This is a genomic window from Haloferax profundi (assembly GCF_001469865.1).
GTDB classification, from domain to species: Archaea; Halobacteriota; Halobacteria; order Halobacteriales; family Haloferacaceae; genus Haloferax; species Haloferax profundi.
Genome location: NZ_LOPV01000419.1, coordinates 1 through 16,298 on the forward strand (window position 1 = coordinate 1; position 16,298 = coordinate 16,298).

General features: G+C 63.1%; 15 protein-coding genes and 1 tRNA gene. 5 read left to right on the forward strand and 11 right to left on the reverse strand.

The genetic code is table 11. From position 1 onward, the window contains the following. Positions 1–100: 100 nt before the first annotated feature. Both AUR66_RS14200 and AUR66_RS14205 read left to right on the forward strand, forming a co-directional pair. Positions 101–175 (forward strand) — tRNA-Ile (locus AUR66_RS14200). A 449-nt stretch (positions 176–624) separates the two neighbouring features. Then, positions 625–2,010 (forward strand): FAD-binding oxidoreductase, encoded by a 1,386-nt coding sequence (locus AUR66_RS14205; protein ID WP_058572939.1) that lies wholly within the window; start codon positions 625–627, stop codon positions 2,008–2,010. A gap of 45 nt (positions 2,011–2,055) precedes the next feature. Here the strand turns inward: AUR66_RS14205 and AUR66_RS14210 are convergent, their stop codons facing one another. From AUR66_RS14210 to AUR66_RS14230, 5 genes are all read right to left on the reverse strand, one after another. Beyond that, complete coding sequence (locus tag AUR66_RS14210) at positions 2,056–2,484, reverse strand: DUF6069 family protein (RefSeq protein ID WP_058572940.1); 429 nt, start codon at positions 2,482–2,484, stop codon at positions 2,056–2,058. An 87-nt stretch (positions 2,485–2,571) separates the two neighbouring features. Beyond that, positions 2,572–5,382 (reverse strand): aconitate hydratase, encoded by a 2,811-nt coding sequence (locus AUR66_RS14215; RefSeq protein ID WP_058572941.1) that lies wholly within the window; start codon positions 5,380–5,382, stop codon positions 2,572–2,574. A 123-nt stretch (positions 5,383–5,505) separates the two neighbouring features. Next, positions 5,506–5,688, reverse strand: a complete 183-nt coding sequence (locus AUR66_RS14220) for a hypothetical protein (protein WP_058572942.1) — start codon at positions 5,686–5,688, stop codon at positions 5,506–5,508. A gap of 15 nt (positions 5,689–5,703) precedes the next feature. Continuing rightward, entirely contained in the window at positions 5,704–6,123 is a 420-nt protein-coding gene (locus AUR66_RS14225; RefSeq protein ID WP_058572943.1) for a DUF7539 family protein, read from the reverse strand. A 93-nt stretch (positions 6,124–6,216) separates the two neighbouring features. Continuing rightward, the gene (locus tag AUR66_RS14230; protein ID WP_058572944.1) at positions 6,217–7,644 is read right to left on the reverse strand and encodes an RtcB family protein; all 1,428 of its coding nucleotides are present in this window, start codon (positions 7,642–7,644) and stop codon (positions 6,217–6,219) included. Positions 7,645–7,755: 111 nt separating this feature from the next. Between AUR66_RS14230 and AUR66_RS14235 the strand changes: the two genes are divergently transcribed. Then, on the forward strand, positions 7,756–8,991 hold the full coding sequence (locus tag AUR66_RS14235; protein WP_058572945.1) for a CBS domain-containing protein: 1,236 nt from the start codon (positions 7,756–7,758) through the stop codon (positions 8,989–8,991). A 20-nt stretch (positions 8,992–9,011) separates the two neighbouring features. Here AUR66_RS14235 and AUR66_RS14240 read toward each other — a convergent pair whose 3' ends face one another. Both AUR66_RS14240 and AUR66_RS14245 read right to left on the reverse strand, forming a co-directional pair. Further along, positions 9,012–9,272: a glutaredoxin family protein gene (locus AUR66_RS14240; RefSeq protein WP_058572946.1), complete on the reverse strand. Its 261-nt coding sequence runs from the start codon at positions 9,270–9,272 to the stop codon at positions 9,012–9,014. 6 nt (positions 9,273–9,278) lie between these two features. Continuing rightward, positions 9,279–9,704, reverse strand: a complete 426-nt coding sequence (locus AUR66_RS14245; protein ID WP_058572947.1) for a CopG family ribbon-helix-helix protein — start codon at positions 9,702–9,704, stop codon at positions 9,279–9,281. A gap of 260 nt (positions 9,705–9,964) precedes the next feature. Here AUR66_RS14245 and AUR66_RS14250 point away from each other — a divergent pair, with 260 nt between their 5' ends. Both AUR66_RS14250 and AUR66_RS14255 read left to right on the forward strand, forming a co-directional pair. After that, positions 9,965–10,462 carry a DUF7344 domain-containing protein gene (locus AUR66_RS14250; protein WP_058572948.1) on the forward strand — a complete coding sequence of 166 codons (498 nt, stop codon included), beginning with the start codon at positions 9,965–9,967 and terminating at the stop codon, positions 10,460–10,462. 107 nt (positions 10,463–10,569) lie between these two features. Continuing rightward, entirely contained in the window at positions 10,570–11,538 is a 969-nt protein-coding gene (locus tag AUR66_RS14255; protein ID WP_058572949.1) for a C-terminal binding protein, read from the forward strand. Positions 11,539–11,588: 50 nt separating this feature from the next. Here AUR66_RS14255 and AUR66_RS14260 read toward each other — a convergent pair whose 3' ends face one another. The 4 genes from AUR66_RS14260 to kdgK1 form a co-directional block, all read right to left on the reverse strand. Further along, positions 11,589–12,278 (reverse strand): DUF6663 family protein, encoded by a 690-nt coding sequence (locus tag AUR66_RS14260; protein WP_058572950.1) that lies wholly within the window; start codon positions 12,276–12,278, stop codon positions 11,589–11,591. A gap of 75 nt (positions 12,279–12,353) precedes the next feature. After that, positions 12,354–13,835 carry an arginine/ornithine antiporter ArcD gene (gene arcD, locus AUR66_RS14265; RefSeq protein ID WP_058572951.1) on the reverse strand — a complete coding sequence of 494 codons (1,482 nt, stop codon included), beginning with the start codon at positions 13,833–13,835 and terminating at the stop codon, positions 12,354–12,356. A gap of 73 nt (positions 13,836–13,908) precedes the next feature. After that, positions 13,909–15,303 carry a dihydrolipoyl dehydrogenase family protein gene (locus AUR66_RS14270; protein WP_058572952.1) on the reverse strand — a complete coding sequence of 465 codons (1,395 nt, stop codon included), beginning with the start codon at positions 15,301–15,303 and terminating at the stop codon, positions 13,909–13,911. A 123-nt stretch (positions 15,304–15,426) separates the two neighbouring features. Further along, the coding region (kdgK1, locus tag AUR66_RS14275) for a bifunctional 2-dehydro-3-deoxygluconokinase/2-dehydro-3-deoxygalactonokinase (RefSeq protein ID WP_058572953.1) at positions 15,427–16,298 on the reverse strand (872 nt) is incomplete at its 5' end.

Sequence of the window (16,298 nt, forward strand, 5' to 3'; positions counted from 1 at the left end):
TTTTCTCCCTGACTCGACTGTCGAGCGGTGCGAATCGGATACCTCGACGGCGACGGCTTCTGATAAGACATAAGAGGACGGCCGGAAAAGAGTCGACCGAGGGCCCCTAGCTCAGTCTGGTCAGAGCGCTCGGCTCATAACCGGGTGGTCATGGGTTCGAACCCCATGGGGCCCATGATTTCCTGCGAACGTCAGTGAGCAGTGGAATCTATCCCACCATGGAGTTCGAATCAGGGAGCAACTTGTTGCGACCGTGGTTCGAACCCCATGGGGCCCATACTAAATCTAATCGGCTTCATGCCGATGGAAAGGCGCCATACGGACCTCAAAACGCCTAAATTCGCCCGTTTCGAGTTTTCTCAAAACGCCCGAAAATTCCGATTCGACACGCTCAGCTTACGCACCAGACGACGAGTGAATGCTCTCGACGGTTCTCCCAGACCAGACTCTCACAAACTGGTGAAGTACTCAAATGGCCACCTCTATGCGTCTAAAACTTGAGAAAGTCCACATTCCACATTGACAAATGATAACAGCTAACGCACGGTGCGTAGTACTAGCGACTGCGCACGCTGTGCACCGGGGCGAAAGACAACTGGCACGAGCGATGCGCGAGAGAAAAGTATGGCAACAGCAGGAGACGAAGGGACGATTACCGGCGAACTTCGCGACTCGTTTCGGGGCAACCTGATACGGGCCGGCGACCCGGAGTTCGACGACGAGCGCGCGATTTATAACGCGATGATAGACAAGCGTCCGCAACTCATCGCGAAGTGTAGCGACGTGGCGGACGTCATCGCGGCGGTCGACTACGGGCGAGAGAACGAACTCGACACCGCGATTCGAAGCGGCGGCCACAACGGGCCAGGGCTATCGTTGGTCGACGATGGACTCGTCATCGACCTCGAAGAGATGAACGGCATCCGCGTCGACCCCGAACAGAAGACGGTGACTGTCGAAGCAGGCTGCACGTGGGGCGACGTCGACCACGCCACCCACGCGTTCGGCATGGCGACAGTCAGTGGAATCATCTCCACGACAGGCGTCGGCGGTCTGACCCTGGGTGGGGGACACGGCTACCTGACACGCAAGTACGGCCTGACCATCGACAATCTGGTCGGTGCAGACGTCGTGTTGGCGGACGGTCGAATGGTCCGCGCGAGTGCAGACGAGCACGAAGACCTGTTCTGGGCGATTCGCGGCGGCGGTGGGAACTTTGGGGTCGTCACGTCGTTCGAGTTCGACCTCCACCCAGTCGAGACAGTCGTCGCCGGACCGATGTTCTGGCCGCTGTCGGAACTGGAGACGACGATGGAGTGGTACCGTGAGTGGCTACCCAACGCACCGCGGGACGTGTACGCCTTCTACCTCGTCGCCGAGGTACCCGGCGACCCGTTCCCCGAGGAAATCCACGGCGAGAAGGTCTGTGGACTGATGTGGTGCTGCACGGGACCAGAAGACCAGGCCGAAGCGATGCTCCAGACCGCCCGTGACGTGGCCGAACCGATGTTCGAACACGTCGGTGAGATGCCGTATCCCACACTACAAGGGATGTTCGACGGCCTCTATCCGGAAGGCGACCAGTGGTACTGGAAGGGCGACTTCGTGCGTGAACTGACCGACGACGCAATCGCCGAACACCGGCGCTTCGCCGAGGTTCCAACCGCCAAGTCGACGATGCACCTGTACCCAATCGACGGGGCCGTCCACGACGTCGGTTCCGACGAGACTGCGTGGGCTGCCCGCGACGCGAACTGGTCGATGGTCATCGCCGGTGTCGACTCCGACCCGGCGAACGTCGACGAGATGTCCGACTGGGCCCGCGACTACTGGGACGCGGTCCACCCGCACACCCTCGGTGGGTCGTACATCAACTTCATGATGGAAGAAGGGGACGAGCGGATTCGCGCCACGTACGGCGAGAACTACGAGCGGTTACAGCAGGTCAAGGCGAAGTACGACCCTGACAACTTCTTCCACGTGAACCAGAACGTCGAACCGGCCGCGTAGCATCGCGCGAACAGAGACTCACCGTTTTTTGAACGAATCGTCGCGTTAGACCCTCCCGCCCTCGCTTCTCCCGATTTCCGTCAACACTCCGACGCACACTGCGGCGACGACGACGTGCATCACCATCAAGACGAGGACGCCTGCAACCGTCGCCTGCGGGTCACCGAACAGCAGTCCGATATCCGGAACGAACGACAGGACCAACACGACGATGGCGACTTGGAGGAACGTTCGGTCGGGGTTCTCGACACGACTCGAGAGCAGTCCGTAGACGAGCGTCGCCCCGATTGCACCCACCGCAGAGAGGAACATGACCGGCGGATACGAGAGTGGCGTGAACGGTTGGACCGCCCCACTGGCGAGGACGAGCGTCAAGACGAGGGCGTTCGCGACGAGAGACAGTGCGACGGCGGTGAGTCCGCGTCGAGCGAGGACCGAACGAGTTGGCCTGGCAGTCGGTGTGATTGTGGACATGTCTGTACGAACTACGTTACCACGCAACATGAGCTTGTGCACGTCGCAGACCGGGCAAAAATCGGCCGCGTCGACCGGCGTTCTCGCTCAGTCCTGCGTCAGCAGACGGCGCAGGACGAAGTGGAGAATGCCGCCGTTTTCGACGTACTTCACCGCGGCGGGCGTGCCGACCTGTGCGGTCACGTCGAACTCGATTTCCGTCCCGTCGTCTTTCGTGGCGACGACGGTGAGTTCGTCGTTGACTTCGAGGCCATCGTCGAGGCCGCGGATGTCGAAGTACTCCGACCCATCGAGACCGAGTGACTCCCACGAGTCGCCGTCTTGGAACTGGAGTGGGAGGACGCCCATACCGACGAGGTTGTCGCGGAAGATGCGCTCGTAACTCTCTGCGATGGTCGCTCGGATGCCGAGGAGGTCCGTGCCTTTGGCCGCCCAGTCACGGCTGGACCCCGTCCCGAACTCGACGCCCGAGAGGACGACGAGTGGGGTGTCGTCGTCGCGGTAGCGCTGACTCGCTTCGAAGACAGTCGTCTCTTCGCCCGTCGGGTGGTGGATGGTGTAGCCACCTTCCACGTCGTCGAGCATCTGGTTCTCGATGCGGACGTTGGCGAACGTCCCGCGCATCATGACCTCGTGGTTCCCGCGGCGCGACCCGTAGGTGTTGAAGTCGACTGGGTCGACGCCGTGGTCCATGAGCCACTGGCCTGCCGGGAGGTCAGAGCCGAACGGGCCGGCGGGGCTGATGTGGTCCGTCGTCACGGTATCGCCGAGCGTCATGAGACAGCGAGCGTCGTCGATGTTCGAGACGCCGGGTGCTTCCAGTGGGAAGTCTTTGAAGAACGGCGGTTCGCGGATGTAGGTGGACTCGTCGTCCCACTCGTACACGTCACCGGTCGGGGCTTCGAGTGCCTCCCAGCGCTCGTCGCCTTCGAAGACTTCCGCGTACTTCTCGCGGAACATCGACGGGTCGACGCTGTCGTGAATCGTCTGTCGGACCTCTTCTGGGTCCGGCCAGATGTCCGAGAGGTAGACGAGGGTGCCGTCGTCGTCGGTGCCGATAGGGTCGTTCTCGAGGTCGATGTCCATCCGGCCGGCGAGGCCGTAGGCGACGACGAGTGGCGGACTGGCGAGGTAGTTCGCGCGAATCTTCGGGTGGATGCGCGCCTCGAAGTTCCGGTTGCCGCTGAGGACACTCGTCGTCCACAGGTCGTGCTCGTCGATGGCGTTCTCGATGGGTTCTGGGAGTGGACCGGCGTTGCCGATACAGGTCGTACACCCGTATCCGACGACGTCGTAGCCGAGGTCCTCGAGGTACGGCAGCAGTTCGGCTTTCTTCAGGTACTCCGTGACGACACGACTGCCGGGTGCGAGACTCGTCTTGACGTAGTCAGGCACGTCGAGGCCCTTCTCCACCGCGTTGCGAGCGAGGATGCCCGCGGCGACCATCACCGACGGGTTCGACGTGTTCGTACAACTCGTAATCGCGCTGACGACGACGCTCCCGTGGCCGATTTCGGTCGTCTGTCCGTCCCCGAGGTCGATTTCGACGCGTTTGGTCAACTCCCCGAGGTCCGGTTCGTCGGGTGCTTCTTCGGGCGGTTCCGTGAGTGACCCACCGTCACCCGCGAGTTCGGGGTCACCCCCACCTTCGCCAAGCCACCGGACGATGGCTTCTTCGTCCACGTCGTCTACGTGGGCTTCGAACTCACCGTAGAGCAGTTGCCGGAAGTGCGACTTCATGTCGCCCATCGCGATACGGTCCTGCGGGCGCTTCGGGCCGGCGAGGCTCGGTTCGACCGTCGAGAGGTCGATGTCGACCGTCTCGGTGTACTCGGGGTGCTGTTCGCCGAAGAGACCCTGCGCGTCGAGGTACTCCCGGACGAGTTCGATGTGGTCCGGGTCGCGGCCGGTGAGTTCGAGGTAGTCCAGCGTCGCCTCGTCCACCGGGAACACGCTGATGGTGGACCCCTGTTCGGGAGCCATGTTCGAGATAGTCGCCCGGTCGGGCACCGAGAGGTGCTCGACGCCGGGGCCGAAGAACTCGACGAACCGGTCGACGACGCCGACCTGTCGGAGTTTCTCGGTGACGTGCAGGACGAGGTCTGTCGCCGTCGCGCCTTCGGGAAGTTTGCCTTCGAGGCGGACACCGACGACTTCGGGCAGTTTCATCGTAATCGGCTGCCCGAGCATCGCCGCCTCGGCTTCGATACCGCCGACGCCCCACCCGACGACGCCGATGCCGCCAATCATGGGTGTGTGACTGTCGGTGCCGACGAGGGTGTCGGGCAGAAGCCACTGGTCGTCGCGCCACTCGCGGTCGTGGACGACCTGCCCGAGGTGTTCGAGGTTCACCTGGTGGACGATGCCGGTCCCCGGTGGGACGACGCTGAAGTTCTCGAACGCGTTCTGCGCCCACTTGAGCGCCCGATAGCGCTCGGCGTTGCGTTCGTACTCCAGTTCGACGTTCTTCTCGTAGGCGTCGGGCGACCCGAAGAAGTCGACCTGCACGCTGTGGTCGATGACGAGGTCACAGGGGACTTCGGGTTCGACGATGCTGGGGTCTTTTCCAGAGCGGTCCGCCGCAGAGCGAAGTGCCGCGAGGTCCACGACGGCCGGCACGCCGGTCAAGTCCTGCAAGACGACCCGGGACGGTGTGAACGGGACTTCGACGTTCGGGACGTCTGGCTCCCACGACGCCGCGTTTCGCACGTCTTCGTCGGTGACGATGTCGCCGTCGACGTTCCGGAGGACGGACTCCAAGAGGATGCGGATACTGACCGGGAGACGGTCGAGTTCGCAGAGGCCCTGTTCTTCGAGGACCGTCAGGTCCGCCATCTTGTACGTGGTGCCACCGTGTTCGAACTCACGGATGGCTCCGAACGAATCTGAATCACTCATAGTCGACCATTACGAACTCCTCGGGCTTGAATGCGTAACTCGTTCTCACGGGGTCGGAATCGGCCGAACAGGGTCGAAACGAGGGCCAAAAAGCAAATTTCTCCTCCTCCGCACCGTGTTGTCTCAGCCTCGATTCCGACGGGCCTTCCCCAACTCACCGGCGACGATGACCCCACCGTGTTCGAGAAGCGGGCTGGCACACTCCCAGCAACTGTACCACATCTGGTGTCCGCGAGCGACGACGACGTCTGCGCGTGCACCACACTGGTAACAGGGTCGGTGGTCGGGTGGGTGAATGACGCGCATCGTCCTCCTCTCGTGTTACTCTTCGAGGGCACCTGCGACGCCGACGAACTCGTTGACTTCGTCTTGGACGTGTCGTCTGACGTGCTCGCAGTAGTCCCACAGGAGGTCGTTGAACTGTTCTCGCTCCGGTTCGCTCAGGCTCTCTTCGCCCCGTGACCACTCGGCGGGAATCTGCGGGTGGCGGGTACAGACGACAGACAGTGGGTGGTTCTTCGGGTGTCCCATGACGATATCGTACTCGTCGACGCCCCAGATGCCGTCGCCACCGTCACTCGCGAGTTCCTCGTCGACGGTGTCGAGTAGCTGACGCTCCTCGTCCGTGACGACGGCGTCGTCGCCAGTGAACAGTTCACGGTACGTCCGGTCACGTGCCGTGTAAATCCACCCGTCGAGTTGATTGCGGGCCTGTTGGAGGAGTTGTCTGTCAGCTTCCATGGGTGTATAGAGGTGCGCCGAGGTGATATGACTAGGCCCGCGCGACTCGCTCGAACTGACACACAGTGGGGGTGTTCCTGTGGTCGGCGTTCGTCATCCTTTGATGTTGGCGAGCGGTGTCGTTCGGGCGACTTTGGTCCCGATTCCGAGCGCGTCACTGACACGGACGACTTCGTCGATGTCTTTGTACGCACCGGGGGCCTCCTCGGTCAGCGTGCCGCCGGACCGCGCTCGAACGAAGATACCGCGCGCCCGAAGCGCCTTCTGGAGTTCTCCGGCGGTGTACTCGCCTTTCGCCTGCGTCCGCGACTTGAGTCGGCCTGCACCGTGCGCCGTCGACCCGAAACTGAGTTCGAGTGACCGTGGACCGCCGGCGAGGACGTACGAGTGAGAACCCATGCTTCCGGGGATGAAGACCGGTTGTCCCACGTCTCGATACGCGTCGGGAATCTCGGGTCGCCCCGCTGGGAACGCGCGTGTCGCGCCCTTTCGGTGGACGAGAAGCGACTTCTCACGGCCACGAACGGTGTGGCGTTCCTCTTTGGCGATGTTGTGACACACGTCGTAGACGAGTTCGACCTCGGTCGCCTCGAAGAGGGCGTCGAACACCTCGCGGACCGCTTGCGTCATCGCCTGCCGATTCGCCCACGCGAAGTTCGCGGCGGCGTTCATCGCACCCCAGTACTTGTCGGCGAGTCGGTCGCCGAGTGGGGCGTAGACGAGTTGTTTGTCCGGCAGCGACGCCACGAGGTCGGGGTAGTGCCGCTCGAACTCGCGGATGAAGTGCGAGCACGTCTGGTGGCCGAGGCCACGAGACCCAGAGTGAATCATCACGACCACGTCGTCGGCGTCGATGCCGAACGCCGCCGCCGTCTCGGGGTCGTACACGTCGGTCACGCGCTGGACTTCGAGGAAGTGGTTTCCAGACCCGAGCGACCCGACCTGATTGACGCCGCGTTTGAGCGCCTCCGTCGGGACGGCGTTCGGGTCGCCCGGCAAGTGGCCGTTCTCTTCACAGTGGTCCAGGTCGTCCGCCGTCGCGTGCCCGTTCGCCAGCATCCACTCCATCCCGGATTCGAGGATGCCGCGCACGTCCGAGATGTCTGTGTTGAGGTACCCGCCCTTCCCGAGTCCAGTCGGAATGGTCTGGTAGAGTCTGTCTGCGAGAATCGACTCCTGTCCGGCGATATCTTTGTACGAGAGACCCGTCCGGAGCAGGCGAACGCCGCAGTTGATGTCGAACCCGATTCCGCCCGGACTGATGACGCCCTCGTCGAGGTCGACCGCCGCGACGCCACCGATGGGAAAGCCGTACCCCTGGTGTCCGTCGGGGAGGACGAGCGCGAACGTCTGAATACCCGGTAACGTCGCGACGTTTCGGACCTGCGTGAGTGTGAGGTCGCCTTCCTCCAGCATCTCTTCGATGAGTGACGCCGACCCGTAGACGCGTGCCGGGACGCGCATCTCTCCCGTCCGTTCGATTTCGTACACGTTCTCGTGAATCTCTGTGAGTTCCACCATCTGACCACCACCGAACTAACCTATGCTAACAGTTCGCATAACGTTGGTGTGAACGCGTGGTCTCATTACTCTCCTGACAACATTCAACATCTCATCTGGCGTACGGTACGTATGGATATCTCGAACCTCGTCGAGCGTGATTTTCCGACGGTGACACCCGACACGCGTGTCTCGAAGCTTCAGGGTATGTTTCAGGAGACGGGCACGAAGGCTATCGTCGTCGTCGACGACGGCGAGTACCTCGGCATCGTCACGCTGCGACAGATGAACGTCACGCACCGCGACCCGGACGCCAAGGCGCGGAGTATCCTGTGGCACCCCGCGAAGGTGGACCGCGACGAAGACGTTCGCCGCGTCGCCCGCCTCATCCTCGCGAGTCGGAGCGAAGTCCTCCCCGTCTTCGACGACGAGGAACTGGTCGGAATCGTCTCGACCGACCGGGTGTTGGAAGCCGTCCAGAAGTTCCTCGGCGTCCTCACCGTCGAGGACGTGTACTCGGACTCGCTCGTCACGGTGGGGCGAGATTCGACGTTCGGCGAGGCACTCAACGCCTTCCGTGAGAACGGTATCACCCACCTCCCCGTTGCGGAGAACGGCGACGTGGTCGGTGTGGTCAGCCTCTCCGACATCCTCGACTTCACGACGAGGGCGATGGACAAACCCTCCGGTGGGTCGTCGGGCGGGTTCGACGTGTCCAGTGGGAGTTCTTCACCCGGATTCCGGTCTGCCGGTGGGATGGGTGACCGTGCGGGCGAACTCGAACGGATGCTCGACCTGCCCGTCGTCGACGTGATGAGTTCACCCGTCGCGACGGCCCTTCCGAACGACGGACTCGACGACGCTGTCGAACAGATGCTGGAAGATGGCGTCTCGTCGCTCATCGTCCTCCAGGAGGACGCGCCGGCGGGCATCGTCACCAAGAGTGACGTCCTCGAAGCGCTGACGTGGACGGGCGAGTCGCGACTGCCGGTCCAGATTACCAACGTCGAGTTGCTCGACGACATCTCGCGCGACGAAGTCGTCGCGATGGTCGAAGGGTTCGCCGACAAGTACGGCGGACTGACGATACTCGAAGCGAACGTCCACCTCCACGAACACGACGAGAAACTCCGTGGCACGCCGCTCATCATGGCTCGCATCCGCCTGTTCACCGACAAGGGTCACTTCGTCGGCACCGGCGAAGGCTACGGTGCGTCACACGCGCTCCACCTCGCGCGAAACATCGTCGAACGCCAGTTGCTCGAAGGGAAGACCCACGACGAGACGAAGAAACCCCCGTCTGACCCCGACGAGTACTGGTCGAAGGTGTTCGGGTGGTGGCTGACTGCGCCGCCGCGTCGTCGCTGAGTCGACCTATCTACCGCCGCTCAGGTAGACGCCTTGTGTAACTTCTCTCGCAGTCGGTCGGGGTCGACTTCGAACTTGAACGCCGGCCGACCGTCAACGTACACGTAGGGGACTCTGTCACCGTACTCTTCGAGTAACTCTCTGTCCGTATCGACGTCGACGAGGTCCATCTCGACTGGGATACCCTCCGCCTCGGAGACTTCACGGATGGTCGCTTCGACGTCCTCACAGAGAGTACATCCCTCGCGCGTGTAGACGACGATGGGGACGGGGTCGCTCATCGGCAGTCACTCCTCGGGGATGCCCGTGAACTCGTCGACGGGCATCACAGAGTAATCGACGCTCAAGGTGTCCCGAGTGGCCCGAATCTTCCCGACGAACGTCGAGATGTCGGTGAGTTGTCCTTCGAGGACGAACAGTTCCATGCAGTAGTGGTTGCCGACGTGGTTGTGGAAGTTCGACTTGACGAGGCCCTCGTACTCGTGCCGAAGGCCCATCATCCGCTCTTCGACGCTCGTCGTCTCGTAGTCGAAGATGACCGTCACGACGGCCATCAACTCACGGTCTTCGAGTCGCTTGTCTTCGAACTCCCCGAGGAGATTGCGTGACGCCTCCCTGACGACTTCGCTCCGCCCAGTGTACCCGTGTTCGTCGGCGAACGAGTCGATGCGCTCCAACAGTTCCTCCGGCATGGAGACGCTGACCACAGTCATGTATTAACTCCGGTCGCTACGATTAATAAATATTGGCATCAGGCGGCGGTTCGCGTCGTGTGTGCCGGGCACTCGACCACTCGTGTCAGCACGTCGTCGGCATTTTATTTTACTCTGGTGGTCGAGAATAGTATGGGTACTGGCGGTCTTTCGGCAGTTTTGGGCGAACTTCCGTTACGGGTGCCGTTTTCACCAGAGATAACCGAGGCGAACGGTTGATATAGGAGAAGCGACCAGTCACGAATCAATCGAATCCTCGTATGGCGACCACACCTGACACCGAACTTTCCGAGACTCGAATCCACGAGGTATTGAGTAACGACCGCCGTCGTATGGCGATCGAGTTCCTCCAAGGAGGAGATATGACGCTTCGCGAACTCTCGGAACGAATCGCGGAGGCCGAGACGGGTGAGTCGCCACCGCCACGGAACATCCGACAGAGCGCCTACGTCTCACTCCAGCAGACCCACATCCCGAAACTCGACGAACTGGACATCGTCACGTACGACGACGAGTCGAAGCAGGTCTCCCTCGCGGAGGCGGGCGACGTGACCGTCTACATGGAAGTCGTCCCCGAGGGCGAACTCTCGTGGAGTGAGTACTACGCCGTCCTCTCTGCACTCGGACTCGTCATGATGATTGCCGTCGTCGTCGACGTGCCCGTAATCTCGACGCTCGGTGCTCCCGTCCTCGCGTCAGTCCTCTTCGCAATCATCGGTGCGTCGGGTCTCTATCAGCGCTGGATGCAAGAGAACTGACGCCCTCGGAGAGGCGAGATGGTGTCCGTCATCAACGTTCGATTCAATTAAATTCTGAGACTACGAGACACAAATAAGTAGCTTCGCTCAAAATCGTTCACTCGAACATGAGTTACAACGTCGTGCTGAGCGATTTTCACATGGTGGACCCCGAGCACCAACGGCGCATCCTCGGGGACGTCGCCGAGATTCACGTCGCCGAACTCGGGTCCGAAGCGGCACTCGTAGAGGCCTGCCGTGAGGCCGATGCCGACGCTGTCGTGACCGACATCGCCACGCCGGTCACCGCCGAGGCACTCTCCCGACTCGACCTCGAAATCGTCGCCCGGGCCGCGGTCGGATTCGACAACATCGACGTCGACGCGGCCGCCGAACACGGCGTCGTCGTCACCAACGTCCCCGCGTACTGTACCGACGAAGTGGCGACCCACAGCGTTGCACTCCTCCTGTCGTGTATCCGCGCGACGCCCTCGTACGACCGGGCAGTCCGCGCCGGCGAGTGGCCATCGACGCCCGGTCGAGAACTCCACCGGATGAAGGGCAGAACGCTCGGGTTCCTCTCGTTCGGTGCCATCGCGCAGCGAACCGCCGAACTCTGCTCCGGATTCGGTCTCGAAACCATCGTCTACGACCCCTACGTCGACGACGACGTGCTCGACGAGTACGGCGTCGAACGCGTCTCGCTAGACGAACTCTACGCTCGCTCGGACTACCTCTCGGTCAACGCCCCGGCGACCCCCGAGACGCGCGGGATGGTCGATGCCGACGCCTTCGACGCCCTCGACGACGACGCAATCGTCGTCAACACCGGGCGCGGCGCAGTCATCGACGAAGACGCACTCGTGGACGCCCTCCGCGAGGGCGACATCGCTGCCGCCGGCCTCGACGTGTTCGAAGAAGAACCACTCCCGTCGGACTCGCCACTCCGCGAGTTGGAGAACGCAGTTCTCTCGCCGCACGCGGCGTGGTGTTCGGTCGAAGCGCGCGCCGAAGTGAACGAACAGACCGCCTCCGACATCAAGCGCGTTTTCGAGGGCGACGAACCGACTGCACGAGTCGAGCCGAGTTGGAACTGACCTGAACTACGGGCCGACTCGATACGCGGCCTGTGCGCCGTCTCTCTTCTTCAGCAGTAGGTATCACGCATCGTCTCCGCGAACAACCCGTCTCTGTCGAACGCGATGGCGACGAGGACGAACTCCTCGTCGAGCGGGCGAATCACGAACACTTCGCGGGGTGCGTCGGGGACGGCCGGTTCGTCCCCTGCATCTTCGCCGTCCGCCATCGCTGCATCCTCAGCCTCGGCTTCGAGACGCCCGAGCAACGGGTCGAGCGGCAAGACACCGTCTCTGAACTCGTCGAACAGGTCGCGAGCACCGGGTTGTTTGGCGAAGACGTAGAGGACGGCGTTCGGCTCGGCGTCTGTACCGTAGGTGACGCGCGAGCCGATTGCTTCACCATCGGGAGTCGCCTGCCACGTCTCTCTGGCGGCCTCGAAGAGACCTGTTGCGACCCCAACGAACCGAAAACGCGTTCGGTCGACGACCGAAACCTCGGTGAAGCGAGGGTCGCCATCGTCCCACGTCAGCGTCGCCTCGATTTCGTTGCCGGGTTCGAGTGCTGAGAGTGTCTCTCCAAGGTCGCCGTCGTACCCAGTCTGCGGGACGTACGTCGGTGAGAACGCGTCGTCGGCGGCAGACGCGATAGCCGGGTCCGTCCAGTCGAGCGCTTCCTCGGGAAGTTCGAGTAAGAGGAGTTCGTCTCGCTCGCGTGGGCTACGGTAGACGCGAAATCGCCCGGCCGTCGTGACCTCCATACCAGCGGCTACTTTGCGGACGAAAATACGCCTGCCGGTCCAGAACCGCACGGTGGAAAACAGAGACGCAGTGCGTCAGTCGTCGTCGGTGAACGACGCGAACGCACCGCGGAGGCCGGCCTGCGTGTCAGACCCTTCTTTCGTGATGCGCCACCCGGTCAGCCCCATCGCCACGAGGATGAGCGGTGAGAGGAACCCGAGGAAGTAGTACGGCGCGTACTGGAGCGTCGGCACGCCGAGCACGTCGGCCATGTACGCGCCGCCGGTCCCCCACGGGATGAGCGCACTCGTCGTCGTCCCTGCGGATTCGACGGCGCGCGAGAGGTTTCTGCTCTCTAAGTCGAACTCGTCGTAGAGGCCGCGGAAACTCATTCCGGGCACGACGATACTCATGTACTGGTCGGCGGCGATGGCGTTCATCGCCAGCGACGAGGTGGCCGTCCCGATGGTGAGAGAGGACACCGAGGTGAGGATGCGACGCATCTCGTGAGCGATGACGGCGATACAGCCAGTTCGTTCGAGGATGCCGCCGAGCGACAGCGACGCGAGGATGACGGTCATCGTCCACGACGACCCGAGGAGGCCACCCGACGCGAGGAGCGAATCGACCGTCGAAACGCCCGTCTCTGGTGACGTGCCCGCGAAGGCGACGTTCCACGCGCCGACGAACGTGTCGACGGCAATCGGCCCCTGCACGAACAATTGCGTGAGGGTCCCGGTGACGACGCCCGCGATGATAGAGGGCAGCGCCGGATAGCCACGAAGCGCGAGGACGAACGTGACCAAAAGTGGTGCGAACACCAGCGGGTTCACGGTGTAGGTACCGGCGATAGCCGTCTGAATCTCGGTGACGCGCCCTGCTGGGATGTCACCCGATGCAGTGAGGCCGAGTGCGGTGTACGCGACGAGCGAGATTGCGAGCGCGATGCTCGTCCCGACGCGCATCGTCCGCACGTGGGTCATCAGGTCGGTGTTCGTGACGGCAGCGGCGAGGTTCGTCGTGTCCGAGAACGGCGAAATCTTGTCTCCGGTGTACGCGCCCGTCAGGACGGCACCGGCGGTCATCGCGTTCGGCATACCGAGACCCGACCCGATGCCGATGAAGGCGACACCGAGCGTCGCGGCGGTGGTCCACGACGACCCGATGGCGAAGGTGACGATGGCCGAGAGCAGCGTCGCCGCCGGGAGGAACACCGCCGGCGAGAGCAGGTCGAGACCGTAGTAGATGAGTGCGGGAATCGTCCCTGCGGCAGTCCACGTCGAGATGAGCATGTAGACGACGAGGAGGATGAGCAGCGCCGACATCCCCATGTTGATGCCGTCGCGGATGCCCTCCGAGAGTCGCGTCCACGAGAGGCCCAGCCAATACCGACCGACAGCGCCGGTGAGGATGATTCCCCACAGGAGCGGTAACTGCGGGTCGAGGCCCAGCCAGATGACCCCGACACTCAGGAACACGAGCATCCCGAGGACGGGAACGAGCGCCTGCAGAAACGACGGGCGCTCGTCGTCGGGGATGTCGTCGTACGTCAGCGGTTCGAACGAGAGTGATGCCATTTCCGAGACGGTTTATCGTGGTCCCGAATTTGAATCTGGCTTTTTAAACGGGTAGAAAAATCATTATCGTCGCTCAGTCGTCCAGTTCTGCCGACGCGTTCCGGAACAACGAGTCGAGAATCTCCGGCGTCGTCGGATGGTACGCACGGTCCGGAAGGTCGCGCACGTCGAGTTCCATCTCGACGGCGACGTGCATCGTCTTGGCCATCACGTCGGCGTGGTAGTGGAGGCCCTGATAGCCGAGGACGGTTCCGTCTGTGCCGACGACCAGACGTGCCAGTCCGCGAGGCGTGGCTTTGGTCTTGAAGACGCCATCGTCACGTGCCTCGCGCGAGACGACGACGTGGTCGATGCCGGCGTCGGCGGCGGACGCCGCGGAGTGACCGACCCGAGCGTACGGGTAGACTGTCGCCCCCGAGAAGATGACGTGGTGGTGGACGTTGTGGTACTCGTCGAACGCCTCGTCGTGAATCGCTGCGAGGACGTTGTCGGCGGCGACGAATCCCTGTTCTTTCGCCACGTGAAGGATTGGTTCCCGTCCGTTGGCGTCGCCGACGACGAACACGCCGTCGGTGGCCGTCGCTTGCATCGACGCATCGACCCACTCGCCCTCCGGCGTGATTCCCGTCGCGTCGAGGTTCAGGCCGTCGACGTTCGGCTTTCGACCAGTGAACAGAAACAGCGACTCGGCGTCGATACTCGACCCGTCGTCGAGGTGGAGGCGAACTCCCTCGTCGGTCTGCTCGATTCGTTCTTCGTAGACGTTGGTTCGAACTTCGACGCCGAACTCTTCGCGGTAGATGTCGAGTATCTCGTCGCCGAACGCCGGGTCTGCTTCGTCCAGTGGCCGTTCGTCGTGTTCGACCACGGTGAGGTCTACACCCGCCTCGGCGAGGTACGGGACGAGTTCGAGGCCGATGTAGCCGAACCCCATCACGACACCCGACTCGGGGAGGGCAGTCGCATCGAGCACGTCTGCGCTCGTCAGATACTCCACGTCGTCGATGCCCGGGAGGTCCGGAACGAACTGGCTGGACCCCGTGGCGACGACGACGTAATCTGGGTCGAACTCGTGGTCACCGGCCCGAACCTTGCGCTCGCCGACGAACCGAGCGCGTTCGCGGACGAGTTCCACACTGTCCTGTTTGGCCATCTTCTCGACTGCCGCCCGACGGTGTGCGGCGAAGTTCGAGATGTGTTCGTCTTTCGTCTCGACGATTGCGTCGAGGTCCATCGCGGGCGTCTCGCCGACGAGGCGGTGGTCGTGGCGGGCCTGATAGTGGTGGCCCGCCGCAGAGAGGAGTTCCTTCGAGGGCATACACCCGCGGAGGATGCAGAGACCACCGGCCGGGTCGCCGTCGTCGACGAGCGTGAGGCGGTCGATGTCGTCACCGACGTGTGAGACGAGAGTGTCGGCGACGGCCACGCCGGCGCTTCCGTAGGCACCGATGACGAGGACGTGTGTCATAGTCGATTGGCGACGGGAACTCGCTTAGTCGTTGGGACGGGATGCGCGGGTGTCGCACTGCTGGTCTCGTGAGCGACTCGTGTGACCAATCGGTCGGGTGTCGAAAACAGAGCAGCGTGGTGACTACCGAGAGATGCCGTCACCATCGTCGGCGACGACGCGTTCGACGTCTTCGGGCGTCACGACGGCCACGTCGCCTTCGACGGTTCGCTTGAACGACGCCGTCGCGGACGCCCACCGGAGTGAGTCGGCGACGTCGCCACCGGCGAGGTGCTTCGCGAGGAACCCGCCGACGAAGGCGTCGCCCGTCCCGATTGCGTCGTGGGTCTCTGCTTCGTAGACGCCCTGTTCGTACACCTCGCCGTCGGAGAGGGCGAGCGACCCATCTGCGCCACGGGTGACGACGACAGTCTCGAAGTCGAAGTCGTCGGCGAGTCCACGGGCGATAGATTCGGCGTCGCCCTCGCGGCCGAGAACCGTCTCGGCGTCTCGCTGGGCGGCGAACAGCACGTCGATGAAATCGAACAGGTCGCGGTACGCCTCGGCGGCGGCGGCCGGGTCCCAGAGCTTGGTCCGGTAGTTCAGGTCGAACGCCGTGGTCGTCCCGGCGTCTTGCGCCTCGGCGAGCACGTCTGCGGTGGTCGCTCGGAGCGTCTCCGAGAGTGCGGGCGTGATGCCGCTGGTGTAACACACGTCTGCGTCGCGGACGGCTTCGAGGTCGACTTCGGTCGTTTCGAGCGTCGTCACTGCGGCGTCTGCGCGGTCGTAGACGACGTTCGTCGGGCGAGGCGAGACACCGTGTTCGAGGTAGTAGAGCCCCTGCCGGTGGTCGTCGTCCCAGACGACGCCCTCGGTGTCGACGCCGTGGCTTCGCAGTTCACCGACGACACGGCGACCCAGCGGTGAGTCGGGCAGTTTCGAGAACCACGCGGCGTCGCGGCCGAGTCGCGCCGCCGCGACGGCGACGTTGCTCTCTGCGCCGCCCGCCTGTACTT